Genomic DNA, 21,985 nt, shown 5'->3' with positions numbered 1-21,985 from the left:
AGCGCTTACAGTATTAATTATATGGAATTAATTCTATAATAGAAATAGAATTCTTTTATGGTAAATAAGGAAAATTGATTATGGATATTAATAAACTGAAAATTTTCGTAAATTTGGTAGAAACTGAAAATTTCACACGAACTGCCCAGAATTTAAATCTCACTCAGCCAAGTGTTAGTTATATTATTAAGTCGATAGAAGATGAAACAGGTCAAAAATTGTTTGTACGAAATAAACGACATGTAGTACCAACAAAAAATGGTCTTATTTTTTATAATCAAGTTAAGCCATTAATAAATAAGTATTATTTAGCCCTTCAAAGTATAAGATCTAATGAAGAAAAAGAAGCAGATATTATTAATATTGGCTGTACAGTAACTCCTTATAATCTAAATAATATCCCAAAATGGATAAAAAAATTTAATATACAATATCCTAAAACCAAATTTAATATAACAATTTTAGATCATAATAAGTTAAAACAATATTTGGAAAATGAAAATATTGACTTGTTTTTGACAAGCAAAGGGGATGCATCGGATCTTAAAAATATACATTTTTACCCTTTACTTGAAGATAAATTTTTTGCTATTGTTCCATATAATAATTCTCTGTCCAATAAATCTGAGCTTTCTATTACAGACTTTACTAAGCAGAATCTGATTTTTGTTGACAATGACTTAACTGGAATTGAAATGATTAATTTACAGAATAAAATTATTAATGCAAATGCAAACCTAAACGTAACATTTACAAATGATTTGGCCGGTGCTCTTATTTTAGTTAGTGCTTTACAAGGAATAACAATAGGTTTGAAATTTATTTATACAGATTTTGATGAACAACTAAGAAAGGTGTCATTGGCCTTAAGCCCAACTATTAGTTATGGAGCTGTCGTTAAAAAAAATAATAAAAGGCAGGTGGTAAAACAATTTATTGATTTCCTGCAAAATGAATTATAGAAAAAATCCTCTAATATTATATTGGAGGATTTAATAATTTATGCTTGCATTGAAGCTCCAGAATCAGCATCTGTAGCTTTTTTATTCTCGTCAGGTACTAATTTTTGACCTGTTTGCTTTAAATACCAATTAATGATTGGCAGTAAATCAACAATCCATTCAGTAACACCAGCATATTGATCATTTTTATCAGTCATATTTTTAAAGGAAGCAACCATGTACTCATCAGCACTTGGCTTGATAAGCTTATATGTTTTACCAGTCTTGGCGTAATCCATTATTTCTTGAACATGAGGCATTGAAGTTTTTTTGTGAACTTCTGATAAAGTTTGTCCCAATTTTTCTGGCCACCGTGGTGAAAGCAGCATTTTTTTAGGAATTTCGTTATTGCAATATACATAGCGATCATCTTTGTCAATAGTAATCAATTCAAGTGGCAGGCAATTGAGCAGCGCATCTAATTGATCAACTGTTAGCAGCCCTTGATCCAATTCTACATAATCTGAACCTTTAGCAGCCTTAACTTTTGTAGCAGTTTCTGTAATCCATGAACTTGTAGCTTCTTCTGTATGTTTAACCATTTTAATCTCCTTATTTGTTATATAAGCCATTTACAAAAATAGTATATTTTATTTATACTTATAAGTGAAATTAATATCAGTTATTAATAATAGAAATAGATTATAAGAGATACATATGGATATTAAAAAATTAGTTACTTTTGTTAATTTAGTAGAAACAAAAAATTTTACTAAAACGGCTAAAGCAATTCATGCTACGCAACCAACCGTTACGCATGATATAAATGCTATTGAAGATGAGATCGGTGTTAAGCTGTTTAACCGCAATAAGCGCTACGTTAATGTGACGAAAAATGGTAAAGACTTTTATCATAAAATTAGGCCATTAATTAATAGCTATTATTCTGCCGTGCAGGATATTCAAGAAAAGGATAAAAAAGAAAGCTTAAAAATAAATTTTGGCTATTCATATAATCCGTTTAATGATAAATATATTCCCCTGTGGATAAAACAATTTCAAATAACCTTTCCACAAGTTAAATTTGAATTGGTAAATTTAAACCGCAATGAATTAAAACAGCAATTAGTATCTAATGATTTGGATATTATGTTGACAACCGGGTTAGAAGCAACAGACTTAAGTAATATTAAAATTTATCCAATAGAATCAGAGTTCTTTAAAGCAATCGTACCTCGAAATAACCCTTTGAGTAAAAGAGCAATGATCAAGCTGACTGATTTACAAAATGAAAGACTGTTATTTTTAGATAACAGATGGGCAGCACAGGATATTATTAATCTTCAAAACAAAATTATTCATTCGAATAAAAATCTGACCATTACTTATGCGGATGAAATATCTTCATTAAATGTTTTAATTAGGGCTCAACAAGGAATAGGATTAGGACTATATTGTATTTATCCTGAACTTGATAGCAGCTTGATTTATGTTCCTCTTGATTGGGAGCCGCAAGTTGATTTAGTAGCCATTACGCAGAAAAATAATGAAAAAAGAATTGTTTATCAGTTTATCAAGTTTATTCAAGAATTCGAATTTGATTTTAACTAGTACAGAAAATATAAAAAGAAAGGCTGACAGGTCAGTCTTTCTTTTTGTATTAAGCTATATTAATAAAGCCAGTGATTCATATGGTTGTAAAGCTAAAGTTTTAGGCACTTCTTGTAAATTTTTATTATAGTTGCTAATTAAAGTTTGTGCTTTTTGCCCTTGATAAGAAGCGGGTAAACTGTAAGTTACTTTTTGTCCATAAAAATTGTTAATTACTAGTAAGGTTTGTCCCTGGTAAAGTCTGCAATAAGCAAAAATTTGTGGGTGATTCAAGTCAATGGGTTCATAGCTTCCCTTAGCGATGATAGGATAATGTTTTCTTAAGTAAATCAGCTTTTGATAATATGGGAAAATTTCACCATGATCAAGTTCAGCCGCAACGTTAATTTGCTCTTGATCTTTTGGCTTTAGCCAGGGGGTTCCAGTAGTAAAGCCTGCGTTAACGGTGTTATCCCAATGCATTGGCGTTCTGCTATTATCGCGAGATTTTGCCTGAATAATTGCCAGAGCTTTGGGGTCACTTAAGCCTTGCTTTTTAAGTTCATCATAAGCATTGAGTGTTTCGACATCGACATAATCCGTGATCTTCTGATAATTGGGATTGATCATGCCGATTTCTTCGCCCTGATAAATATAAGGGGTACCGCGTAATAAGTGCATTACGGTAGCCAGCATTTCAGCGGATTTTTCCCGAAAATGAATGGGATCACCAAAACGGCTCAGTGCCCATGGCTGGTCGTGATTATTCCAAAACAGGGCATTCCAGCCACCACCTTGACTCATTCCAATCTGCCATTTATTAAGAGCATTTTTTAAAGCGGAAAAGTCAAAGGGTATTTTGGTCCATTTCTGACCATTTTGATAATCAACTTTTAGGTGATGAAATGTGAAAACCATTGATAATTCGTGATTACTTTTTTTAGTATAAGCAACAGAATTAGCAACAGTTGTTGAGGACATTTCTCCCACAGTAATTGCATCTGGCTCCTGACCAAACGTTTTTTGATTTAATTCTTTTAGGTATTGATGCACTATCGGCTGGTCTGTATACATTAATTTGCTGGCAGTATTTTTAGGCGCATCAGTGAGTTTTTCATCTTTACCAATAACATTAATCACGTCAAAGCGAAAACCTTTAACTCCTTTGTTACGCCAAAAATTAACAACCTTAAATAGTTCCTTCCTAACTGCAGGGTTATGCCAGTCGAGGTCAGCTTGAGTTTTGTCATATAAATGAAGGTAATACTTGCCCGTCTTGCCAAATGGAGCCCAGGCTGGCCCACCAAACTTAGATGTCCAATTGTTAGGTAAGCTGCCATCTGGTTTGGGCTCTCTGATGTAGAAAAATCTTTGATAATATTTGTCTCCGGCCAAAGCTTTTTTGAACCAAATGTGATCAGTGGAACAATGATTTAAAACCATATCGAGCATTACACCAATGTGATTTTGAGCCAGCTTTGCGACTAACTCTTCGAAATCGGCCATTGTGCCAAATAATGGATCAATTTCATAATAATTAGCGATGTCATAGCCACTGTCATTTTGAGGAGATACAAAAAATGGATTAAACCAGATCATGTCGATATTTAGTTTTTTTAAGTAGGGTATTTTTGCGATAATTCCCCTTAAGTCCCCGATGCCATCACCATTACTATCGTAAAAAGATTTAGGATAAATTTGATAAATCACTTTGTCAGCTAAACTCATAATATAAGTCCTCCATTTTTAGCTTTTCTATGTGCGAAGTCTACGAATTTGAATTTATCAGGCCGGTGTTGAGAAATAGTGTATTGAAAAAAAGATGTATCCTTTAGATAAGTTAAACTACGAACTACTACCACTAAGTTAGTATCAGTAAGATGCAACTGATCCATTACATTTTTACTTGCCGGTTCTACGGTAATAGTTTTAGTTGCATAATCGATTTCAAGTCCTAAATCATGTTCGAAATAGTGGTATAAGGAACTCTTTGCCTGGCTAGCTGATATGATGGGCACGTATTTTTTTAAAATATAATCTTCGTCAACTACTATTGGCTCCTGATTTATTAACCGTAAACGTTCTACGTAGGTTGCAGCAGTTTCTGTTAAGGATAAGTGCTTGCGGATTACAAAAGGCATCTGGGCATCTTTTAAGGCCAATATTTTAGTTGCAGCATGCATTTGCTTTTGCTTATTGAGCTCATCAAAAGATTCAATATCAGAAATAGGGAAGGCAATCCTTGCTGCATTAATAACTACTGAGCCTTTACCCTTTATTTTTTGAATTACGCCATCGTCTAAGAGTTCGTTTAAAGCCTTTCTAATTGTTTCACGTGAAACATTATAAAGCTCTGACAGAGCAGGCTCACTCGGTAAAAAATCACCGGCGACATATTGTTTGTGCTTTATTTTATTTGTTAGATCCACTGCTATTTGTAAATATTTAGCTCTCATTATTAGTTATCCACCTTTTAACATTAATCATACCACCTTACGTTTATTTTTAACCTGTCTAGACCGATTAAAAATAAAAAAATATCTGTTACTACAGTATAATAATCAATTTATTGACACCTGTCTATACAAGAACTATAATTTTAAGGAAAGCGTTATCAATATATGATGACTTTTTATGTTGTAATTTTCTGGAGGCTAAAATATGAGTAGTACGATTAAAATACTGGCACCTGTTGCTGGTCAGGTCATTAATCTCAGTGATGTTAATGATCCGGTTTTTTCCCAGAAAAAGCTAGGTGACGGCTTTGCTGTTAAACCTAGTTCTGGGAAAATAGTTTCGCCGGTAACGGGTAAGGTAGTAATGGTTGCTGAAACTAAACACGCACTCGGCTTGCAAACAGCAGAGGGTGTGGAAGTGATGATTCACCTGGGTATAGATACCGTTGAACTTGATGGTAAACCATTTGACTGGCAAGTAGCAGCAGGATCTGAGGTAAAAGCAGGACAGCAATTGGGGACAATGAATCTGCAAGCAATTAAGGATGCCCAAAAAGACGATACAGTTATCTTGGCAATTACTAATACCGCTGATGTTTTAGCTGGTATCGATCTTGCTCTTGGCACTAAGTCTGCTGGTGAAACTGCAGCCACTATCACATTGAAGCAAACTAAGACTGCACCTGCAGCCACTATCACATTGAAGCAAACTAAGACTGCACCTGCAGCTAACAAAAATGAAAATAAATACCAAACTACGGCACGTGAAATTGTTAAGGCAGTTGGTGGTGCTGACAATGTTAAAAATGTTATGCACTGCTTTACCCGTCTGCGATTTACTTTGAAGGATAATAGTATTCCACAGGATGACGAAGTTAATAATATTAAAGGAGTTATTGATGTTACCCGTGCTAATAACCAATATCAAATAGTTATTGGTCAAACGGTAGAAGATGTTTATGATGAACTAATTAAACTACTCGGGCCAGAATATGCCGGACAAGGGGAGACTACACCTGATGCTCCAGTTACGGAGGCTGACCAATCTATCGGTGGCAAGATTAAAAATGGCTTCTTCCAGTTAATAGGCGTAATTACCGGCTCTATGATGCCTGTAATTGGTTTGCTGGCCGCCAGCGGTATGCTAAAAGGTATTCTTAACATTTTAACTAACTTTTGCCACATGTCTACGGCTTCGCCAACCTACACTATTATCAATGCGATGGGAGATGCGTCGTTTTACTTCCTGCCTTTAATTGTTGGTTTTACAGCTGCTCAAAGATTAGGTTCTAATCCGGTAGTTGTTTCTATTATTGGCGGTTTTCTGATTTACCCTGATTTAGTAAAAATTTATGCCAGCGGTAAATTCAGTTACTACTTAGCTGGTGTAGGTATTAATGCCAATTTCTTTGGTATTCCAATTCATATTCCACAATATACTTATTCGATTTTCCCAATGATTTTTGCGGCTTGGATGGCTGCTAAAATTGAACCGTGGATTAAGAAGTGGATGCCAGTCACATTAAGACAAATTTTTACTCCTCTAGTGGAAATCTTTTTAGTAGGGATGACAGTCTTAATTATCGTAGGACCCGTAATTTCATTTATTTCTACGGGAATTGCCAAAGTATTGCAATGGCTGTTAACTGTCAACACCGCACTTTCCGGTTTAATCATCGGTGGTCTTTACCAGATACTGGTTATCTTCGGACTGCACTGGGCAGTAGTTCCAATTATTGCGAATGATATTGCTGCCACGGGACACAGTATTTTAAACGGTATTGTTTCAGTAACTATGATTGCACAAGGTGCTGGTGCCCTTGCCGTCTGGTTTAAGACCAAGCACAATCCTGACCTAAAGGGACTATCTTTAAGTGCTGCTATTTCTGCAGCTGTAGGTATTACTGAGCCGGCAATGTATGGTGTTAACTTAAAGTACGGTCGTGTATTCATGACTTCCAGTCTTGGTGCTGCCATTGGCGGTTTGGTAAACGGTCTGCTTAAAGTTGATATGTATGGCTTTACTGGCAGTTTGATTGGATTTCCATCCTTTGTTCCTAAAGCCGGACAAGGCAATCCTAATAACCTGCTGAACTTCTGGATTGCTTCTATTGTGACTATTGTTGCTGCTTTTGCTTTGACATACTTCTTTGGTTATAAGGAGAATGACGCTGATAGTCCTAAGACTGCACCCAAGAAAAAGAATTTAGCTAATTTATAATAGGTGGGGTTGTTTAATAGATTAATTTTTTAAAAATATTGAATTATATAAAAGGGTTCTAAAACTAATAGTGATTAGTCAAGAGCCCTTTTATAATGTATTTTGAAATATTCGGTTGAACTATAATAAAATGAATTATTGTGGATGGAGTGATTGAAAATGAAAGTTCTGATAATTGGTGCTCACGGACAGATTGGGCAATTATTGGTAAAAATTCTACAAGAAAGTACGAATTGCCAGGTCATAGCTGGTTTGCGCTCTCATGAGCAGGAAAAAGCATATCAAGAAAAAGGAATTACTACTGCTTTTATTGATCTAGCAGGGCCGCAAAAAGAATTGGCAAAAGTAATGCAAACAGTCGATACAGTAGTGTTTGCGGCCGGTTCAGGTGGTAAAACAGGTGCTGATGCAACAATGATGATTGACCTTGACGGTGCAGTCAAAGCAATTAACGCTGCAAAAGAAACTGACATTCAACGTTTTATCATGATTAGTGCGATTAAATCTGACGATCGCAGTTTTTGGTCGGATAATGCACCAGCAGCAGGACCACAAAATTATTACTATGCGGCAAAATATTATGCTGATCAATGGTTGTTACACAGCTCACTGGACTACACAATTTTACGACCAGTTGCACTGACTAATCAAAAGGCAACAGGGAAAATTAAAGTAGCGAGTCATTTTACTGATTCTATTGCAGATATGACAATTACTCGTCAAGATGTGGCCCAGACAATTGCAGATATTATTTTAACGGGAAAATTACACCAAAAGGAATTTGATATTGCTAATGGCACAGTACCTATTAAACAGGCAATTACAAACTTCCACTAAAAATATTTAATCATAAACTATAACAGGCTAATAAATTAATGTTTCATTAACATGATTTATTAGCCTTTTACTTTGGGCTAAAACCCAGTAAAAGATCAATGACAGAGTACGGCAATTATTGCTGCTTTAAGTTTGATTAAATTAAAAAAGTATTGCTTTTACATGAATGCATATAGTAAAATCAACTTATGTTATTATTAGAATAAAGGAGGGAGCTATGCTAAAAGTAGAACATTTAAGTAAGCGCTTTGGTGATTTTCAGGCTCTTAAAGATGTCAACTTTACCATTCAGCCTGGTGAAATTATGGGTTTGATTGGTCAAAATGGTGCAGGAAAAACCACCACTTTTCACAGTATTTTAAATTTTCTTCATTACAACGGAAAAATCACCTGGAAAGATCAGCCTATTACTGAAAAAACTTTTGATACAATAGGCTACTTGCCGGAAGAACGCAGTTTACTACCCAAAATGACTATTGAGCAGCAAATTGTTTATTTGGCGGAGCTAAAAAGCCGCCCTGCAAAAGAGATAAAACCGCAAATTGATAAATGGTTAAAACGATTTGATGTCCAGGGCAAGAAAAGCGACAAAATAAAAACACTTTCGAAAGGTAATCAGCAGAAAGTGCAGTTAATTTGTACCTTAATTCATCAACCCCAATTAATTATTTTGGATGAGCCCTTTAGTGGTTTGGATCCGGTAAATGCAGATTTGCTCAAAAACGCAGTTTTAGATGCTAAAAAGAATAATGCAGCAATTATCTTTTCCAGTCACGATATGTCAAACGTTGAAGAAATCTGCGATAGTTTGATCATGTTGAAAAAGGGACAAGTTGTTTTAAGTGGTACAGTTGACGCTGTTCGTGACTCATTTGGTAAAACGGAAATTTACTGCAAAACTACTAAGTCGCTTGCAGAATTGCAGCAGCTCCCTCACGTTAAAAAAGTGGCAAAGAAAGCGCATGGCCAATATCTTTTGCGGATTGACGATGAAAACAGCGGCCCGGAAGTTTTTGACGCATTGACAAATGGTGAATATGTTGAAGAGTTCCGGCAACAACCACCAACACTTGACGAAATATTTAGAATGGAAGCTGGTGAACAACATGAATAAATTATGGACCGTAACGCTGCAAACTTATTGGCATCAAGTTAAATCTTGGTCTTTTCTGCTTTTGATTTTGGGACCATTTTTCATAATTGGCTGTAGTGCTTTAGGAGGAGCTATCGGTGCTAGTTCTGGTTCAGACAGCCAGATTGCAGTTATCAGTTCCAATGAGCAAGTTCGTCAAAACTTTATTAAAAACAATGGCAAATATGTTGATTCTAAAATTAAAACCGCTGAATCTGCTAAAAAGGCTGTCAAAAAAGAAAAAGTTGATGGCTACTTGGTATTTGAAACGCAAAAAAACCAGGTTAAGGCCATTTATCATGGAGCGTCACCTATTGATGATGAATTGAAACCCAAAGTAAAAAGCTATTTACAAGTCTTGCAGAGTCAGCTTAATTTGCAGCAAGCGCAATTAGCGCCACGCCAATTTAAAGCCTTACAGCAGCAGCCAAAATATCGCGAAGTACTTCAGAAAAATCATCAGGGAGATAAATTGGTTAAAATGGTTTCTTTAATTATTGTGATTATGGTCGTTTACATGGTTTTGATGTCCTACAGTAGCATTACAGCTCAAGAAATAGCTTCTGAAAAGGGCACGAAGATTATGGAAATCATTTTTTCCAGTACAACTGCTGCTAAATATTTCTTAGGCAAAATTTTGGGTATTTTCGGCGTAATTATTACTCAACTCGTAATCTATATTGTTGGCGGCTGGGCATCTTACCGTTGGGCATTGCATGCAAAAATTACGGCTTCTTTCATGCATAACAACCAGGTAGTAATAAATAAAATTTTGGGCAATTTGTTAAATGTCAATCTCATTTTTCTGATTCTTGGTGTAATTATTTATACTATATTGGCAGCTTTTTCAGGAGCTTTAGTAGCTAAGCCTGAAGATTCTTCAAAAGCTGCTCAAGGTACTACAATGCTTTCCCTCATTGCATTTTTCCTGTCATTTGCGCTTATTACTAACCCAGAACAAATTCTGCCGCAAGTATTATCTTACGTGCCATTCTTTTCCTCATTCATGATGCCAATTCGTATAATTAATGGTCATGTTGGTAATATGGAAGTTATTTTGTCGCTGGTAATTTTAATAGTAAGTATTGTTGGTTTAACAGTATACATTAGTAAAATCTATCAAGGCGTAATTTTACAAACTGAAGATACCAGCTTTTGGAAGAGACTAAAACGAGGACTGGCATATAGTAAAGCATAAGTAATAATAAAGACTAGGACGAAAAAATCCTAGTCTTTTTATGTGAAACTAAACTGCTCTTAATTGGTTAGTCCAGCTATAATTTGTTTTTTAATCAAACCGTAATCGGTAGTAGTGTCTCCTTGGTAGTTAAAGAAGTCTGTTTGTAAGGCAAAGGCTCCTATAGGTCCAATAATTATTCTAATTATTTCAATTGGAGTTAAGTTTGAGTCAATTTCAGAAAATTTTTGTTTCCAACTGTTGAACACATTAATAAAATCAGGTTCCTTACTGATTAGATCTTTAAAATATTGCAATAATTTGGGGTCAGTCAGTATTTCTTGTAAAAGCAGCTTTATAAAATCAAAGTTGGTTTTAATAAATTCAAGTCGGTCTTTGACAATAAAAGTGACCAATGCGTCCAAAGTTTGATATTGGGAAAGACTGCCAATAAAGTCTTGTTGTAATTCAATAAATAAGGGACTGAGCAGTTTTTTAAGCAAATCATCTTTAGACTGAAAATACTTGTAAATTGTGGCTTCGCTCACTCCAGCCGCTTTTGCGATTTTAGAGGTAGTAGTAGCATGAAAGCCTTGATTTGAAAATAAATCAAGTGCTGCTAACAATACCTTCTTTTTCCCGGCTGGAATTTTTTCATTGTTTAGTTCTTTTTCATATGCGGAAATAACTTGGACCAAAAATATCACCTTTTTCTGCTTTTAGCTTAATTATACTTTGCGGTACCGTTTTAAGCCAACAATGTTTAATGCTACTAAGACAACTATAAATATTAATAAAGCTAGCATATCGCCAGCAAATGATTCAAATCCGCGGCCGTAAAGTATTACTTGATTTAATGCGTCTCCCGCATAAGTTAGTGGCAGTATTTTACCCAGGTAAGATACCCAGTTCGCCATTGAATCGAGGGGAATAATACCTGAGAAGAATATTTGTGGCACAACTACAAGTGGGATGAACTGCATCATTTGAAATTCTGATTCTGCAATGGTTGATAGCAAGAAACCGAAAGCTAAAGCAACCATTGCTACTAGAATACTAATTAAAATTACCCACAACACATTGCCTGCTACTTCAATATTTAATAACCAGATTGTGACACCAATAATGATTATTGATTGAATGACAGCAACTATGCCATAACTAATCATATAACCATAGATGATCTCACTTCTTTTAACGGGAGTGGCCAATAATCTGTCCAAAGTGCCTGTGGTTCTTTCTTTTAACAATGCCATTCCTGAAATAAGAAAAACAAACAGGAAGATAAAGAAGGCAACTAAGATAGGCTCAATCTTATTAAAAAAGCCTGTATCACTGTTACCGTAGTAATACTTATTGATGATCTTAGCCTTTTTTGCCTTCTTTTGTTTAGGTTCCTTTTGCGCACTTGGTTTAGTCGGTACCTGCATACCATTTTTTTGCGCTACAACTGCTAATTGTTTAGACAGTTTAACTAACTTCTTCTGACTCTGGGTTAGTGCAGATTTCATTTTAGTAATTGACTGCCCCGTAATTGCTGCTTTCAAAGCTTGTTTGGTCAGAGCAGTTTTGCTCGAATCCGTATTAGCATAATCTACATAGTATTTATTGTGGTGGTAGTAGATCACACCGTCGATTTTATTTTGTTTTAGTTTCTTTCTGGCTTGAGTTCTGTCGGTATATTTTTTTATGGAAACGTGATCCACTTTGTCTAAGTTTTTGTTTACTTGATGAGGGACATCAACCACGGCCAGCTTAGCATTGGTTGATGAATTGGAAGCAAACATTACATTCATCAACCACAAGACTAAAATTGGTGCCAGAAAAATCATTGCTAAAGTTCTTTTATCACGAAAAAGTTCTTTTAAAACTTTTTTGACAATTGCTGTTACTCTCATTATTTTTCTCCTTCCTTCTGTTCTGCTTTTAAAAAGACATCTTCAATAGTTGGTACGCCATAATTCTGTTCAAGAACTTGCGGATGATCAAAAGCAATAATTTCACCATGAAGAAGCAAGGCGACACGGTCAGTTTTTTCAGCCTCATCCATAACATGAGTGGTGATTAATACGCTGCAGCCTTGACTACGTAAATTATTTAATTCATGCCAGATTTTTCTACGTAAAGCGGGATCAATTCCGACAGTGGGCTCATCTAGAACAAGTAATTTAGGATAAGAAAGTAGGGCAATTGCTAGCGACAGGCGGCGCATCATGCCTCCGGAATACTCTTTAACATATTTATCTAATGCATCTGTTAAATCAACCACTTCAGCGACATATTCAATTTGTTCTGCTATATCTTTCTTAGCAACACCCTTCATTTCACCAAAAAATTCCAGGTTTTCTGCTCCTGTTAGTGAAGTATATAGGGCGTCTGATTGCGCCATGTAGCCAATTTCACCTAAAATTTTTCTATTCGGCATCTGCTTTCCTAAAACTAAGGCAGATCCCGAGTCCGCCTTTTCCATTCCTAAAGCAGTTTTAATTGTGGTAGTTTTTCCTGCACCAGAGGGACCAATTAGACCGATGATTTCGCCTTTTTTAAGTGTTAGATCAACATTGTTCAAAATGGTTTCTTTACCATATTTTTTAACTAAGTTATGAATTTCAATGAAATTGTTCATATTTCCTCCTAAAGTGAGTAATCACTCACAAAGAAATATTATAGTAAGTGGTTACTTACTTGTAAAGAAAAATAAGTTAGAAAAACTTAAATTTGGTCAATGTAGCAAAAATATTTTTAAATAATTAGGACTCATAGCTACTTTTTTGAATGTTAAACTTGATGTATAATAAAATACTATTCAAACCAAATACTGTATTTTTATGATTAGTCTTTAGTGGATTTCATTTGAATACATTTAAACTTTGTATGTCCAATGGCTGGATTTTAGTAACTGAACAACTCATAGTTATTGATAATAAATATTTCTCTGACTTTTTAATTGTGGCTGCAAAGACCAAAATATTAGTAATAGTTTTAGACTATGTTTTTCATATGGAGGAAGCATGATTATCAGTAATATTTGGTTGATTATTTTTGCCACCATTTCATCATTTTCCAGGGGAATAATATCAGTTATTGACCGTTATCAAATGGGGTATCGGAAGCAAAGCTCAATTGATGTGAACTTTTTAAATAATATTTGCAGTTCGGTTTTAGTGACTTTCTTCCTGATTTACGTCCTGCACAGTTTTCCCAGTCCCAGAATAACCAACAACTATCTTATTAAAGTCCTTTTATATGCTTTTTTGGCGCAGATAGTTGCCTATGGTTACAGCTATGTGTTCAAAAAAGTTTCAATTATGCAGTCTGTGCTTTTGAGCAAGGTGACCGATCTTTTTATTCCTTGGGCCATCTTGCTGACTATGGGCTACTTTAGCAAATCCTCATATCTGGTTTCGATTATTTCCACTGTAATAGTAGTTATTTATATTGTTTTCGAGCAGCGTCATAATAATTTAAATTTGAAAAACCTGTTGACGACTTTTGCCGTAATTGCGCCCTTGTTGATTATCCAAGCAGCACTTTCACCGTTATTAACTAAAGGCCTAATCAAACCGATTGATCTGGTCTTTTTTACTATTATGACAATTTATGTGCGTTGTTTAATTACCTTAATTACTTTTATTTATAAAAACAGGACTCTCAAAATCAGCGCCGAAAATCTTAAAGGCAAGGTTTACCTGATTTATGGCTCCCGGGCGGTTCTAACGCTTTTAGCGCAAGTAACTTATACTTTGGCAACATCTTCTCCCAATTCAAGCATTGCCTGGATCTTTTTAAATATGACCTCTTTATACAGCGTCATCTTTGGCGATATTTTCCTTAAAGAAAAGATGAAATTTGCAGATATTTTGGTAATTGTTGCCATTTTTATCTTGGCTTTATTTTCAAAGTAACTGCAGGAGTTTGGAAAAATAAGAATTAAGCGCTATAATTGCGCTATGATTTGGAAACGCCGGTTCAAGGTGAGTGCTGGTTTTATTTAGGGATGAAACCTGCGTTTTAATTAAACCCGTCAATCCTTTATTTCAGCTTGTTAATGAACGTGTGGATGAAGATGCGTGGGGCGTTTTAGTTGTTGCGCTATTGCTGTTAATAATTGTGGATATGCAGTTGCATAATCCGTGGTATATCACGGTCATGTTTATTTTTATTTCAATTTTTACTTCACTCATCTTTTTGGGATTGGCCGTATTAGGTAACATAGTTTCGCTTTTGTCTAATGGCTTAGGCGACTTGGCAGAAACAACGTTTGACTTTTTTGACATGAGTAAATATCCCTTAGCGATCTATTCATCGGTTTTAAGGATAATTATGACTTTTATCTTGCCAATCGGCTGGGTTGCTTCAATTCCACAAGAAAAAATTGCAGTTAAACTTGAGTGGATATGGTTGCTATTAATTCCTGGCGCCTGTGTATTCTTTTTTGTCATAACTTATCAGTTATGGCGAGTATTTTTACAAAAATACCAAAGTACTGGCAGTTAACACTAAAAAAGCTCTCTAGCTTATAGCTACAGGGCTTTTTAAATTTTAATTACTCTTTTCCTTTCATTTGTTCTGCTGCTTGATGAATAACTTGTACGCTGTTAATAACAAAGGGAAAGCCAATGTAGGGCAGTAATTGAATTGTTGACCAAATCAGTTCACTTTCACTGTTGCCGGCTTTCAGACTGCCACGTGCATGTGCTTTAATCTGAAAGTCTACATTCATGGTGATTAATGCCAGCAGCTCATAGCGTTCTCTGTCGCGAACATCTAATTCTTGGCGTTTGTAAAAGTCATTGAAGAAGTGCTCTGTTAAAGCATGCGGAATAAAACTGCCGGCTTTATCAGGCAAGTCATGCAATAATGTTTTTATTTCAGTACCATAAAGCTTTTCCTGCACTTTTGCCCCATAATTTGGATCTGAATCAATCTGCGGGAAGTTTAATACTATCTTTCGTTGACTAAAAACAGTTTGCACTTGCTCTAAGGCTTGTTCAACTTTTAGTGTTCCGATCACAGGAGCTAATTGGAATAACATTTCTAATAAAACTTCTGGTTTTATTTTAGCATCCAAAATTTTTGTAACTTGGTCGGGAATAACAGTTGTTACTCCTTGAACCGTGCTGGCAATTAACGGTATTAGCACGCGGTCTTTTTGCAAATGCTTTTTACAATTATGTGCTACATCTGTTGCATAACTTTCTATCAAGTCTTGAAATTGATTTGACACATCTTTATTCATCAAAAAACCTCTTTTTATCTGGTTTAGTAAATCATAAGCTCGTTTAAACCAGTTGTATAATACTTTTTATTCATTAATTGTAAAAACTTTTTGCATTAAATTCTTTTACTCTAAAATTGATTCCTGCAGTAATTTTAAAAATAATTCTGCCACTGGTGATAAATTAACACCGTGTTTCCAAACCACTTTGATAGCTTGATGCAGCGCTGGCTGTAATTTTCTGAATGTAATGCCTGAACCTTTAGATGTATCAGCTAATTTATCTAGAGTAAGCATTAATGCTGCATGATTTTTAACCATCAAGGTACCGTTAAAATTTAAATTATAGCTGCCAATAAAATTGACTGAATCATAGTAATTTCCTAACCAATTTTGAAAAAGGTGCAATTTTTGCGCTTGCTGTGAATTTAATAAAGAGCGCCCTGGTAAATCTTCTGGTTTAATCACTGCTTTTTGCGCTAGGGGATCATTAGCGGGCATTAAAATTCCCCAAGTATCTGTTTCGGGTAAAGTTAAAGAAGCATAATTAGCTAAAGGAACATTCCCAATAATGACTGCAAAGTCAACAGTTCCGTTGTCCAACTTGCGCTCGGCATAACTGTAGTCCCCACTTAATAGGTGAATTTTAACAGAAGGATGCTCTTTAATAATTGCGCTGACCACATTCATGACTCGCTGCATCCCAATGCTTTCTCCCGCAGCGATTGTCAAATCGCCACTAATAAAAGAAGCTTTTGTTAGATTACTTTTGGTTTTAGCAGATAGGTCTAAAATTTCCTGCGCTTGTTCAAGTAAATAATGACCTGCAGGGGTAAGAGTTAAATGTCGCGACTTGCGACTGAATAATTTAACACCGAGTTCAGCTTCCAATTCAGCAATTTGTCTTGATAACGCTGGCTGAGAAATAAGCAATTTTCTTGCAGCACGGGTCATATTGCCTTCTTGGGCCACAGCTACAAAGTAATTTAAAACTCTTAATTCCATGTTATCTGCTCCTTGCTAAATTGTTTATGCCTCTAAAAAATTTCTTTAATGCAAACAGGTTATATTATTTCATGTTTAATAAGTATTTTACATAAAAAAGTGGTGTGACTAAAATTTTAACTAATCGGAAAAATAGAAATATAAAAAGTGCCTGTAACTATTAATTATGGGCCACTTTTCAATCAGTATTAGGTAAAACAAGCAAGAAAGATTGCCGTGTTTAACTTAATATATTTTAGCTAATACTTAAACTTAGATCTAAGCTTAAGTCACCAGAAAGAAGAATAATAATGAAAATCTCAGAAGTAGCAGAAAAGGTAGAATTAACTCCCGTAACTCTCAGATACTATGAAAAGATGGGCTTAATACCTGCGGTGAAGAAGGAACACGGTGTCAGAAACTACGAAGAAAAAGATCTTACCTGGATTAGTTTTATTAAGTGCATGCGTCAAGTTAAAATTCCAGTAAATGATTTGCTGGAATATACTAAATTGATGCAGCAGGGCAGTGATACTAAGAAACCCAGGCGGCAAATTTTAGTCAAAGAATTGCATAGGTTAGAAAAGCAAGATCAGAACATTCAGGCTACTATTGTTCGTTTGAAAAATAAGATTAGTTTGTACGACCAAGGCAAAATACAATAAGCTAATTACCAGAGAAAGTTAACTAATAAACGGTCAACCTTAGTATTTTCGTGTAGTTTACTGTGTTGAGCTTTAGATCCACGTATTTCTTTTTCCTGATATGAGCGGGCGCGTTTACCGACTAAGTAACGATAAGAACGAGCTGAGTTAACGGTAACGTCACCATCACTGCCGCCTCCCGTATCACCAAAAATATTCAAAACCTCTGCGTTTTGAGGAAATTTTTTTCTCAAATTTAGAAGTCCGCGGTAGCCTGCACTCATTTTTTGCGGTTTGCCTGCATGATTAAGAACAGTTGTTTTAGGAGCCCCCACTTCACCAATATAACCATTATAGTGACCGGCAATTGAAACCTGTTTATTTAAGTGAGGCATGTGCGAATTAGTGGCATTATTGCGCAAGTAATAGGCAATTTGTAAATTACCCATTGAATGTCCTACTAAATTGATGCGATTAAAACGGTACCTTTTTTGTAGTGCATTAATTACGTCTTTAATATAATTGCTGCTCTTGTTCATGGTAGCAATTTGATTATTTGTTCCAGCAAAAATGTTCTTATTATTTTGGAGGTTGACTTCAACTATCGGGTTCTTGGCCCGCTTTTTTATTGTCCCTCTTAAGGTGACTTTACCTGTAGAGCTAACGTCGGCACGAATAACAGAATTAGTAGCATGCTGTTTTTGGGCATAAGCCACCATACTTTCTTCGGCATGGTAACTGCTGCCCCAGCCATGTACAAAAAGTGTTGGCGTATCGATGTGAATGCTAGCACCATTTTCTTTTTGGTAATTATTTTTGAAAAAGTAAATTCCTAATAGCAGTATGACTATTATTAATGTACTAAAAAGAATGGCCTTACGTTTTCTGGTCATTATTAATCAGCTCCTATTGTAGCCATAGTTTGCAATTACAAAAGCTGTTGCACATCCGCCACAATTTGCTCAGTAGTTAAATGATTTTGCTGGTAAATTTCTTTAACTGGAGTTTGGTCAGTATAAACGCGGTTTTGACCGTAATTAAGTACTTTAACTTTAGTTTTACCAAGGTAGGATGCCACTTTTTGTCCAAAGCCGCCATCTAACGAATTATCCTCAAGCGTAACAATTACTCGATGATTGGCTGCTAATTCGTCTAAGGCTTGTTTATCTAAAATATTGGCAGAGAGTGGATTAACTAGGGTAGCTCCTAATTTAGTTGCCACGTCTTTACCTAATTGATAAAAATCTCCCAGCGCTAAGACAGCCACATCTTTACCTGGTTTAACTTGATATTTAATTTCTGAATAATCAGTCGCTACGGTTTGTTCGTCTGAATCTGGCACATTAGCCGGCATTTTAATAGCAACGGGGTGTTTTCTTTGGCTAATTGCCCACTTAATCATTGCTTGTTCTTCTTCTAGTGTAGTAGGTGCTAGGTAAATCCAATTAGGTAAATTAGAAATCATTACTTGGTCAAAGATTCCCAAGTGAGTTTTTGATTGATTAGAAATTCGTCCGCCAGCTACCAGCATTACAACTGGCAGGTCATTGGCAGCCGTATCGTGAGAAAGTTGGTCAAAAGCACGCTGTAGGAAAGTAGAATTTTCCATTAATACAGGGATGCCACCTTCTTTAGCAAAACCAGTGGCGAAAGCAACTGACTCTTGTTCAGCAATACCCACATCAGTGTAATTATTGGGATATTCTTTTTTGAATTCTTCAAGATCAAAAACACCCGGAATGGCGGCATCTATGGCCATGACATTTTTTCCTGCTTTAATCTCATTTTTAATCACGCTAAGAGCCACTGAATTAGGGGTAGGCTCCTGACTTTCTGGAGCAAGTGGCTGATCATTTTGCAAATTAAAAGGTGAGACCCAGTGGTGAGCTTCTTCATCAAGAACTGCGGGCTTATAGCCTTTGCCTTTAAGAGTATTAATGTGTAATAAAATTGGGTGGTCAACGTCTTTGACCGCTTTAAAAGCGGCAATCATATCAGCAAGGTTGTTACCGTCTGCGACATACCGGTAATCAAAGCCCATTGCCGTAAACGGATTTTCGGCAGTCTGGCCATTTGTGTCTCGTAATTTTTTCAGAGCAGTCACTAAGCCGCCAACGTTTTCATCAATTGACCATTGATTATCATTAACTACAACTACCAGGTTATGTTTTTCAATTGCGGCATTGTTTAAACCTTCAAAGGCCAGTCCGCCGGTCATGGAACCATCACCAATTAAAGCCATGATGTTTTCATGGTTGCCCATTAAGTCCCGCGCTTTAGCCATACCTGTTGCTAGAGCAATAGAAGTTGAAGTGTGACCAATTGAATAGTAATCATAAGGACTTTCGTCCGGATTAGAATATGGAGTAACGTCTTCATAGTGGTCAGGATCAAGCCAGGCCTGTGCCCGTCCTGTTAACATTTTATGGGGGTATGTTTGGTGCGAAACGTCCCAAATAATTTTATCTTGGGGAGCATTAAAGACGTAATGATAGGCAATTGTAGCCTCCACAATCCCTAAATCGGGACCAAGGTGTCCGCCTTCAGCTGCATCTTTTTCTAAGATTAATGTTCTGATTTCCTGGGCTAATTTTTCCATTTCAGAGATACTTAATTTTTTTAAATCCTTAGGTCCGGCAATTTGGTTTAGTAAAAAATCTTCATGTTTATTCATTATCAAGTGCCTCCTGCACTAATTTATTCAATCTTTATTAATAATTATAAAATACTTTCCTTTAAGAGTGAGCTAGCAATTGGATAAATTGCTCTCACCTGCAACATAAATTTTATAATTATTAAAATTGTAGTACTTAAAGTTAAGGTTAAGTCAAACAGCAAACTAAAATTTTTTATTTAAAAAGAACTTGATACCATTTAAACTATAATTATTGAGTAAGTCGCAAAACACGAAAACTAGTTAAGGAATCAAAATGACAATCGGAGAACTACTAAAAGAATTTCGCATTAGAAATTTAAAAACGCAAAAAGAGTGGACAGCGGGAATTGTTAGTCCTTCTTATTATTCAAAAGTAGAAAAAGGGATTCATCGCATTACTGCAGAAGATTTGTTGGCGATTTTAACTGCTAATCAGATTAAGCCATGGGATTTTTTTAATAAATTAAGTCCAGATCAAGCTCAAGATAATGTGGCTAGTTTTATAGAAGATGAAGTAAACAGGGCGTATTATCAAAATGACATTCAGAAAATTAGACAAATCAGGCAGTATGTAGCAGAGAGTGATTTCAAAGATCAAGAAAAAATGCTCTTGCTGATTGACTTTGAATTAGCTGATGCGGAAAATAAGGTGGCAGATTTAAGTGAAGTTAAAAAGAATAAATTAAAAAGCTGGCTCTTTGATCAAAATGATTTTGACGAAAAAGCATTACGGATCTATATTAATTTGATTCCTATTTATGATTTGAAAAGCAATTTGCTAATAGGTAAAAAGGTAGTTGAAAAATTAAAGAACGTTTCAAAGCCGCGCCAGCAAGAAGAACTATTAGGAGTGATTTGTAATCTCTTAATGATCTGCATTGAACAACAGGCTTATAATGAAGCGCGTTATTTTGTTAAAGCTGCTAAAAACGTTAAGACGAGGCCTGAATTGTTTTTCTTAAAAAATGTATTAGTATTGCTGGAAAATATGATCAGCTATCATTTTGAGCATAAGTCAGAATATTTATCCAAGTGCAAATGGGCTGTTAAAAATTTTACATTGCTGGGGATGCCGGAATATGGTGAACAAATAAAAATATTTTTTAATGAAAACCTAAATAAATAAAAAACTTGCTTATTAAAGATAAGTTAGTGGTATGATTAAGTTGTCGAGAAAACGCTTTTATAAGGGAGATGTTGATGATGAAAATAGGTTTTATTGGCACTGGCGTAATGGGCAATGCAATTTGTCTAAATTTGTTGAAAGCCGGTCATCAGTTATGGGTCTATAATCGGACAAAAAGCAAGACGGATAATTTAGTTGCTCAGGGTGCTACTTGGTGCGAGAATCCTAAAGCTGTTGTTGAACATGCAGACACGATTTTTACAATTGTAGGTTTTCCGAAAGATGTTGAACAAGTTTATTTTGGTGATAACGGCATTTTGCAGGCAGATGTTAAAGGTAAAAATTTGGTTGATATGACAACTTCAAAACCGGCTTTAGCACAAAAAATATTTGCTGCAGGTGAAAAGCAGGGCGCCAAAGTATTGGATGCTCCTGTTTCTGGTGGTGACCTGGGCGCTAAAAATGGTACTTTAACCATCATGGTTGGAGGAGATGAATCTGCTTATCAAAACTTGGAACCTGTTTTTAAGGATTTTGGAAAGCAAGTTCACTATTTTGGACCAGCTGGTGCGGGTCAGAATACCAAAATGGCAAACCAGATTATGATTGCAGGTACGATGACTGGTATGACAGAAATGCTGGTTTATGCTAAAAAGGCAGGCCTTGATTTGGAAGCGGTCCTCAAAACTGTCGGTGCGGGTAGTGCTGCTAACTGGAGTTTAAGTAATTACGGTCCGAGAGTTTTAAAAGGGGACTATACCCCAGGATTTTTCAGTAAACATTTTTTGAAAGATTTACGCATTGCTTTGGAGACGGCTAAAGAAATGAAAATTAAATTGCCTGCCACTGAAGAAGCTAAAAGATTGTATGAGACTTTGGTTGATGAAAAGCATTTAGGTGACCTGGGTACACAGGGATTGATCAAACTGTGGTGGCAGTAAGTATTAATTTTAAATGAACTAAAAACGGAATAGTTTCGTAATTGAAACTACTCCGCTTTTTT

At 35.6% G+C, this 21,985-nt stretch carries 22 protein-coding genes; 12 read left to right on the top strand and 10 right to left on the bottom strand.

Annotation, left to right across the window (positions count from 1 at the left end; translation table 11 throughout):
• Positions 1-80: 80 nt before the first annotated feature.
• A complete protein-coding gene (locus tag AAA926_RS04475) occupies positions 81-962 on the top strand; it encodes a LysR family transcriptional regulator (protein WP_338211958.1) in 882 nt (293 codons plus the stop codon).
• Between the two features lie 38 nt (positions 963-1,000).
• Here AAA926_RS04475 and AAA926_RS04470 read toward each other — a convergent pair whose 3' ends face one another.
• Positions 1,001-1,543, bottom strand: a complete 543-nt coding sequence (locus tag AAA926_RS04470) for a PAS domain-containing protein (RefSeq protein ID WP_338211957.1) — start codon at positions 1,541-1,543, stop codon at positions 1,001-1,003.
• A 115-nt stretch (positions 1,544-1,658) separates the two neighbouring features.
• Here AAA926_RS04470 and AAA926_RS04465 point away from each other — a divergent pair, with 115 nt between their 5' ends.
• On the top strand, positions 1,659-2,552 hold the full coding sequence (locus AAA926_RS04465) for a LysR family transcriptional regulator (RefSeq protein ID WP_338211956.1): 894 nt from the start codon (positions 1,659-1,661) through the stop codon (positions 2,550-2,552).
• Between the two features lie 54 nt (positions 2,553-2,606).
• On the opposite strand, the gene treC is transcribed toward AAA926_RS04465, so the two are convergent.
• Together treC and treR are read right to left on the bottom strand one after the other, a co-directional pair.
• Entirely contained in the window at positions 2,607-4,259 is a 1,653-nt protein-coding gene (gene treC / locus AAA926_RS04460; RefSeq protein ID WP_338211955.1) for an alpha,alpha-phosphotrehalase, read from the bottom strand.
• Complete coding sequence (gene treR / locus AAA926_RS04455) at positions 4,256-4,987, bottom strand: trehalose operon repressor (RefSeq protein ID WP_338211954.1); 732 nt, start codon at positions 4,985-4,987, stop codon at positions 4,256-4,258. Before treR ends, treC begins: the two co-directional genes overlap by 4 nt.
• Before the next feature lie 205 nt (positions 4,988-5,192).
• Here treR and AAA926_RS04450 point away from each other — a divergent pair, with 205 nt between their 5' ends.
• The 4 genes from AAA926_RS04450 to AAA926_RS04435 all read left to right on the top strand — a co-directional run bounded on the left by AAA926_RS04450 (position 5,193) and on the right by AAA926_RS04435 (position 10,375).
• Positions 5,193-7,208: a PTS sugar transporter subunit IIABC gene (locus tag AAA926_RS04450; protein WP_338211953.1), complete on the top strand. Its 2,016-nt coding sequence runs from the start codon at positions 5,193-5,195 to the stop codon at positions 7,206-7,208.
• A 159-nt stretch (positions 7,209-7,367) separates the two neighbouring features.
• Positions 7,368-8,045 (top strand): SDR family oxidoreductase, encoded by a 678-nt coding sequence (locus tag AAA926_RS04445; protein ID WP_338211952.1) that lies wholly within the window; start codon positions 7,368-7,370, stop codon positions 8,043-8,045.
• Between the two features lie 217 nt (positions 8,046-8,262).
• Entirely contained in the window at positions 8,263-9,159 is an 897-nt protein-coding gene (locus AAA926_RS04440) for an ABC transporter ATP-binding protein (protein WP_338211951.1), read from the top strand.
• Complete coding sequence (locus AAA926_RS04435; protein ID WP_338211950.1) at positions 9,152-10,375, top strand: ABC transporter permease; 1,224 nt, start codon at positions 9,152-9,154, stop codon at positions 10,373-10,375. Before AAA926_RS04440 ends, AAA926_RS04435 begins: the two co-directional genes overlap by 8 nt.
• A gap of 59 nt (positions 10,376-10,434) precedes the next feature.
• On the opposite strand, the gene AAA926_RS04430 is transcribed toward AAA926_RS04435, so the two are convergent.
• From AAA926_RS04430 to AAA926_RS04420, 3 genes are read right to left on the bottom strand one after another with little or no spacing between them, the layout of a single operon-like run.
• A complete protein-coding gene (locus AAA926_RS04430; RefSeq protein WP_338211949.1) occupies positions 10,435-11,052 on the bottom strand; it encodes a TetR/AcrR family transcriptional regulator in 618 nt (205 codons plus the stop codon).
• A gap of 30 nt (positions 11,053-11,082) precedes the next feature.
• The gene (locus AAA926_RS04425; protein WP_338211948.1) at positions 11,083-12,252 is read right to left on the bottom strand and encodes an ABC transporter permease; all 1,170 of its coding nucleotides are present in this window, start codon (positions 12,250-12,252) and stop codon (positions 11,083-11,085) included.
• Positions 12,252-12,980 carry an ABC transporter ATP-binding protein gene (locus tag AAA926_RS04420; protein WP_338211947.1) on the bottom strand — a complete coding sequence of 243 codons (729 nt, stop codon included), beginning with the start codon at positions 12,978-12,980 and terminating at the stop codon, positions 12,252-12,254. The genes AAA926_RS04425 and AAA926_RS04420 overlap by 1 nt, the downstream gene beginning before the upstream one ends.
• A gap of 227 nt (positions 12,981-13,207) precedes the next feature.
• Between AAA926_RS04420 and AAA926_RS04415 the strand changes: the two genes are divergently transcribed.
• From AAA926_RS04415 to AAA926_RS04405, 3 genes are all read left to right on the top strand, one after another.
• Entirely contained in the window at positions 13,208-13,369 is a 162-nt protein-coding gene (locus AAA926_RS04415; protein ID WP_338211946.1) for a hypothetical protein, read from the top strand.
• On the top strand, positions 13,366-14,259 hold the full coding sequence (locus AAA926_RS04410) for an EamA family transporter (RefSeq protein ID WP_046332667.1): 894 nt from the start codon (positions 13,366-13,368) through the stop codon (positions 14,257-14,259). Before AAA926_RS04415 ends, AAA926_RS04410 begins: the two co-directional genes overlap by 4 nt.
• Positions 14,260-14,332: 73 nt before the next feature.
• Entirely contained in the window at positions 14,333-14,851 is a 519-nt protein-coding gene (locus AAA926_RS04405) for an ABC-2 family transporter protein (protein WP_198180772.1), read from the top strand.
• Between the two features lie 49 nt (positions 14,852-14,900).
• On the opposite strand, the gene AAA926_RS04400 is transcribed toward AAA926_RS04405, so the two are convergent.
• Entirely contained in the window at positions 14,901-15,593 is a 693-nt protein-coding gene (locus AAA926_RS04400; protein ID WP_294764241.1) for a carboxymuconolactone decarboxylase family protein, read from the bottom strand.
• Positions 15,594-15,698: 105 nt separating this feature from the next.
• Entirely contained in the window at positions 15,699-16,577 is an 879-nt protein-coding gene (locus AAA926_RS04395) for a LysR family transcriptional regulator (protein ID WP_338211945.1), read from the bottom strand.
• A gap of 290 nt (positions 16,578-16,867) precedes the next feature.
• Between AAA926_RS04395 and AAA926_RS04390 the strand changes: the two genes are divergently transcribed.
• On the top strand, positions 16,868-17,221 hold the full coding sequence (locus AAA926_RS04390; protein WP_338211944.1) for a MerR family transcriptional regulator: 354 nt from the start codon (positions 16,868-16,870) through the stop codon (positions 17,219-17,221).
• 5 nt (positions 17,222-17,226) lie between these two features.
• Here AAA926_RS04390 and AAA926_RS04385 read toward each other — a convergent pair whose 3' ends face one another.
• Entirely contained in the window at positions 17,227-18,093 is an 867-nt protein-coding gene (locus AAA926_RS04385; protein WP_338211943.1) for an alpha/beta hydrolase, read from the bottom strand.
• A 35-nt stretch (positions 18,094-18,128) separates the two neighbouring features.
• Positions 18,129-19,874 carry a 1-deoxy-D-xylulose-5-phosphate synthase gene (locus AAA926_RS04380; protein WP_338211942.1) on the bottom strand — a complete coding sequence of 582 codons (1,746 nt, stop codon included), beginning with the start codon at positions 19,872-19,874 and terminating at the stop codon, positions 18,129-18,131.
• 256 nt (positions 19,875-20,130) lie between these two features.
• On the opposite strand from AAA926_RS04380, the gene AAA926_RS04375 reads away from it, so the two are divergent.
• Positions 20,131-20,982: a helix-turn-helix domain-containing protein gene (locus AAA926_RS04375; RefSeq protein ID WP_338211941.1), complete on the top strand. Its 852-nt coding sequence runs from the start codon at positions 20,131-20,133 to the stop codon at positions 20,980-20,982.
• Positions 20,983-21,059: 77 nt separating this feature from the next.
• On the top strand, positions 21,060-21,923 hold the full coding sequence (locus AAA926_RS04370) for an NAD(P)-dependent oxidoreductase (RefSeq protein WP_338212256.1): 864 nt from the start codon (positions 21,060-21,062) through the stop codon (positions 21,921-21,923).
• Positions 21,924-21,985 lie beyond the last annotated feature (62 nt).

The sequence above is a fragment of the Lactobacillus juensis genome (assembly GCF_036246285.1).
Lineage (GTDB): Bacteria > Bacillota > Bacilli > Lactobacillales > Lactobacillaceae > Lactobacillus > Lactobacillus juensis.
The sequence above is the reverse complement of the archived record's forward strand: the minus strand, read 5'-3'. Positions and strand labels throughout refer to the sequence as shown.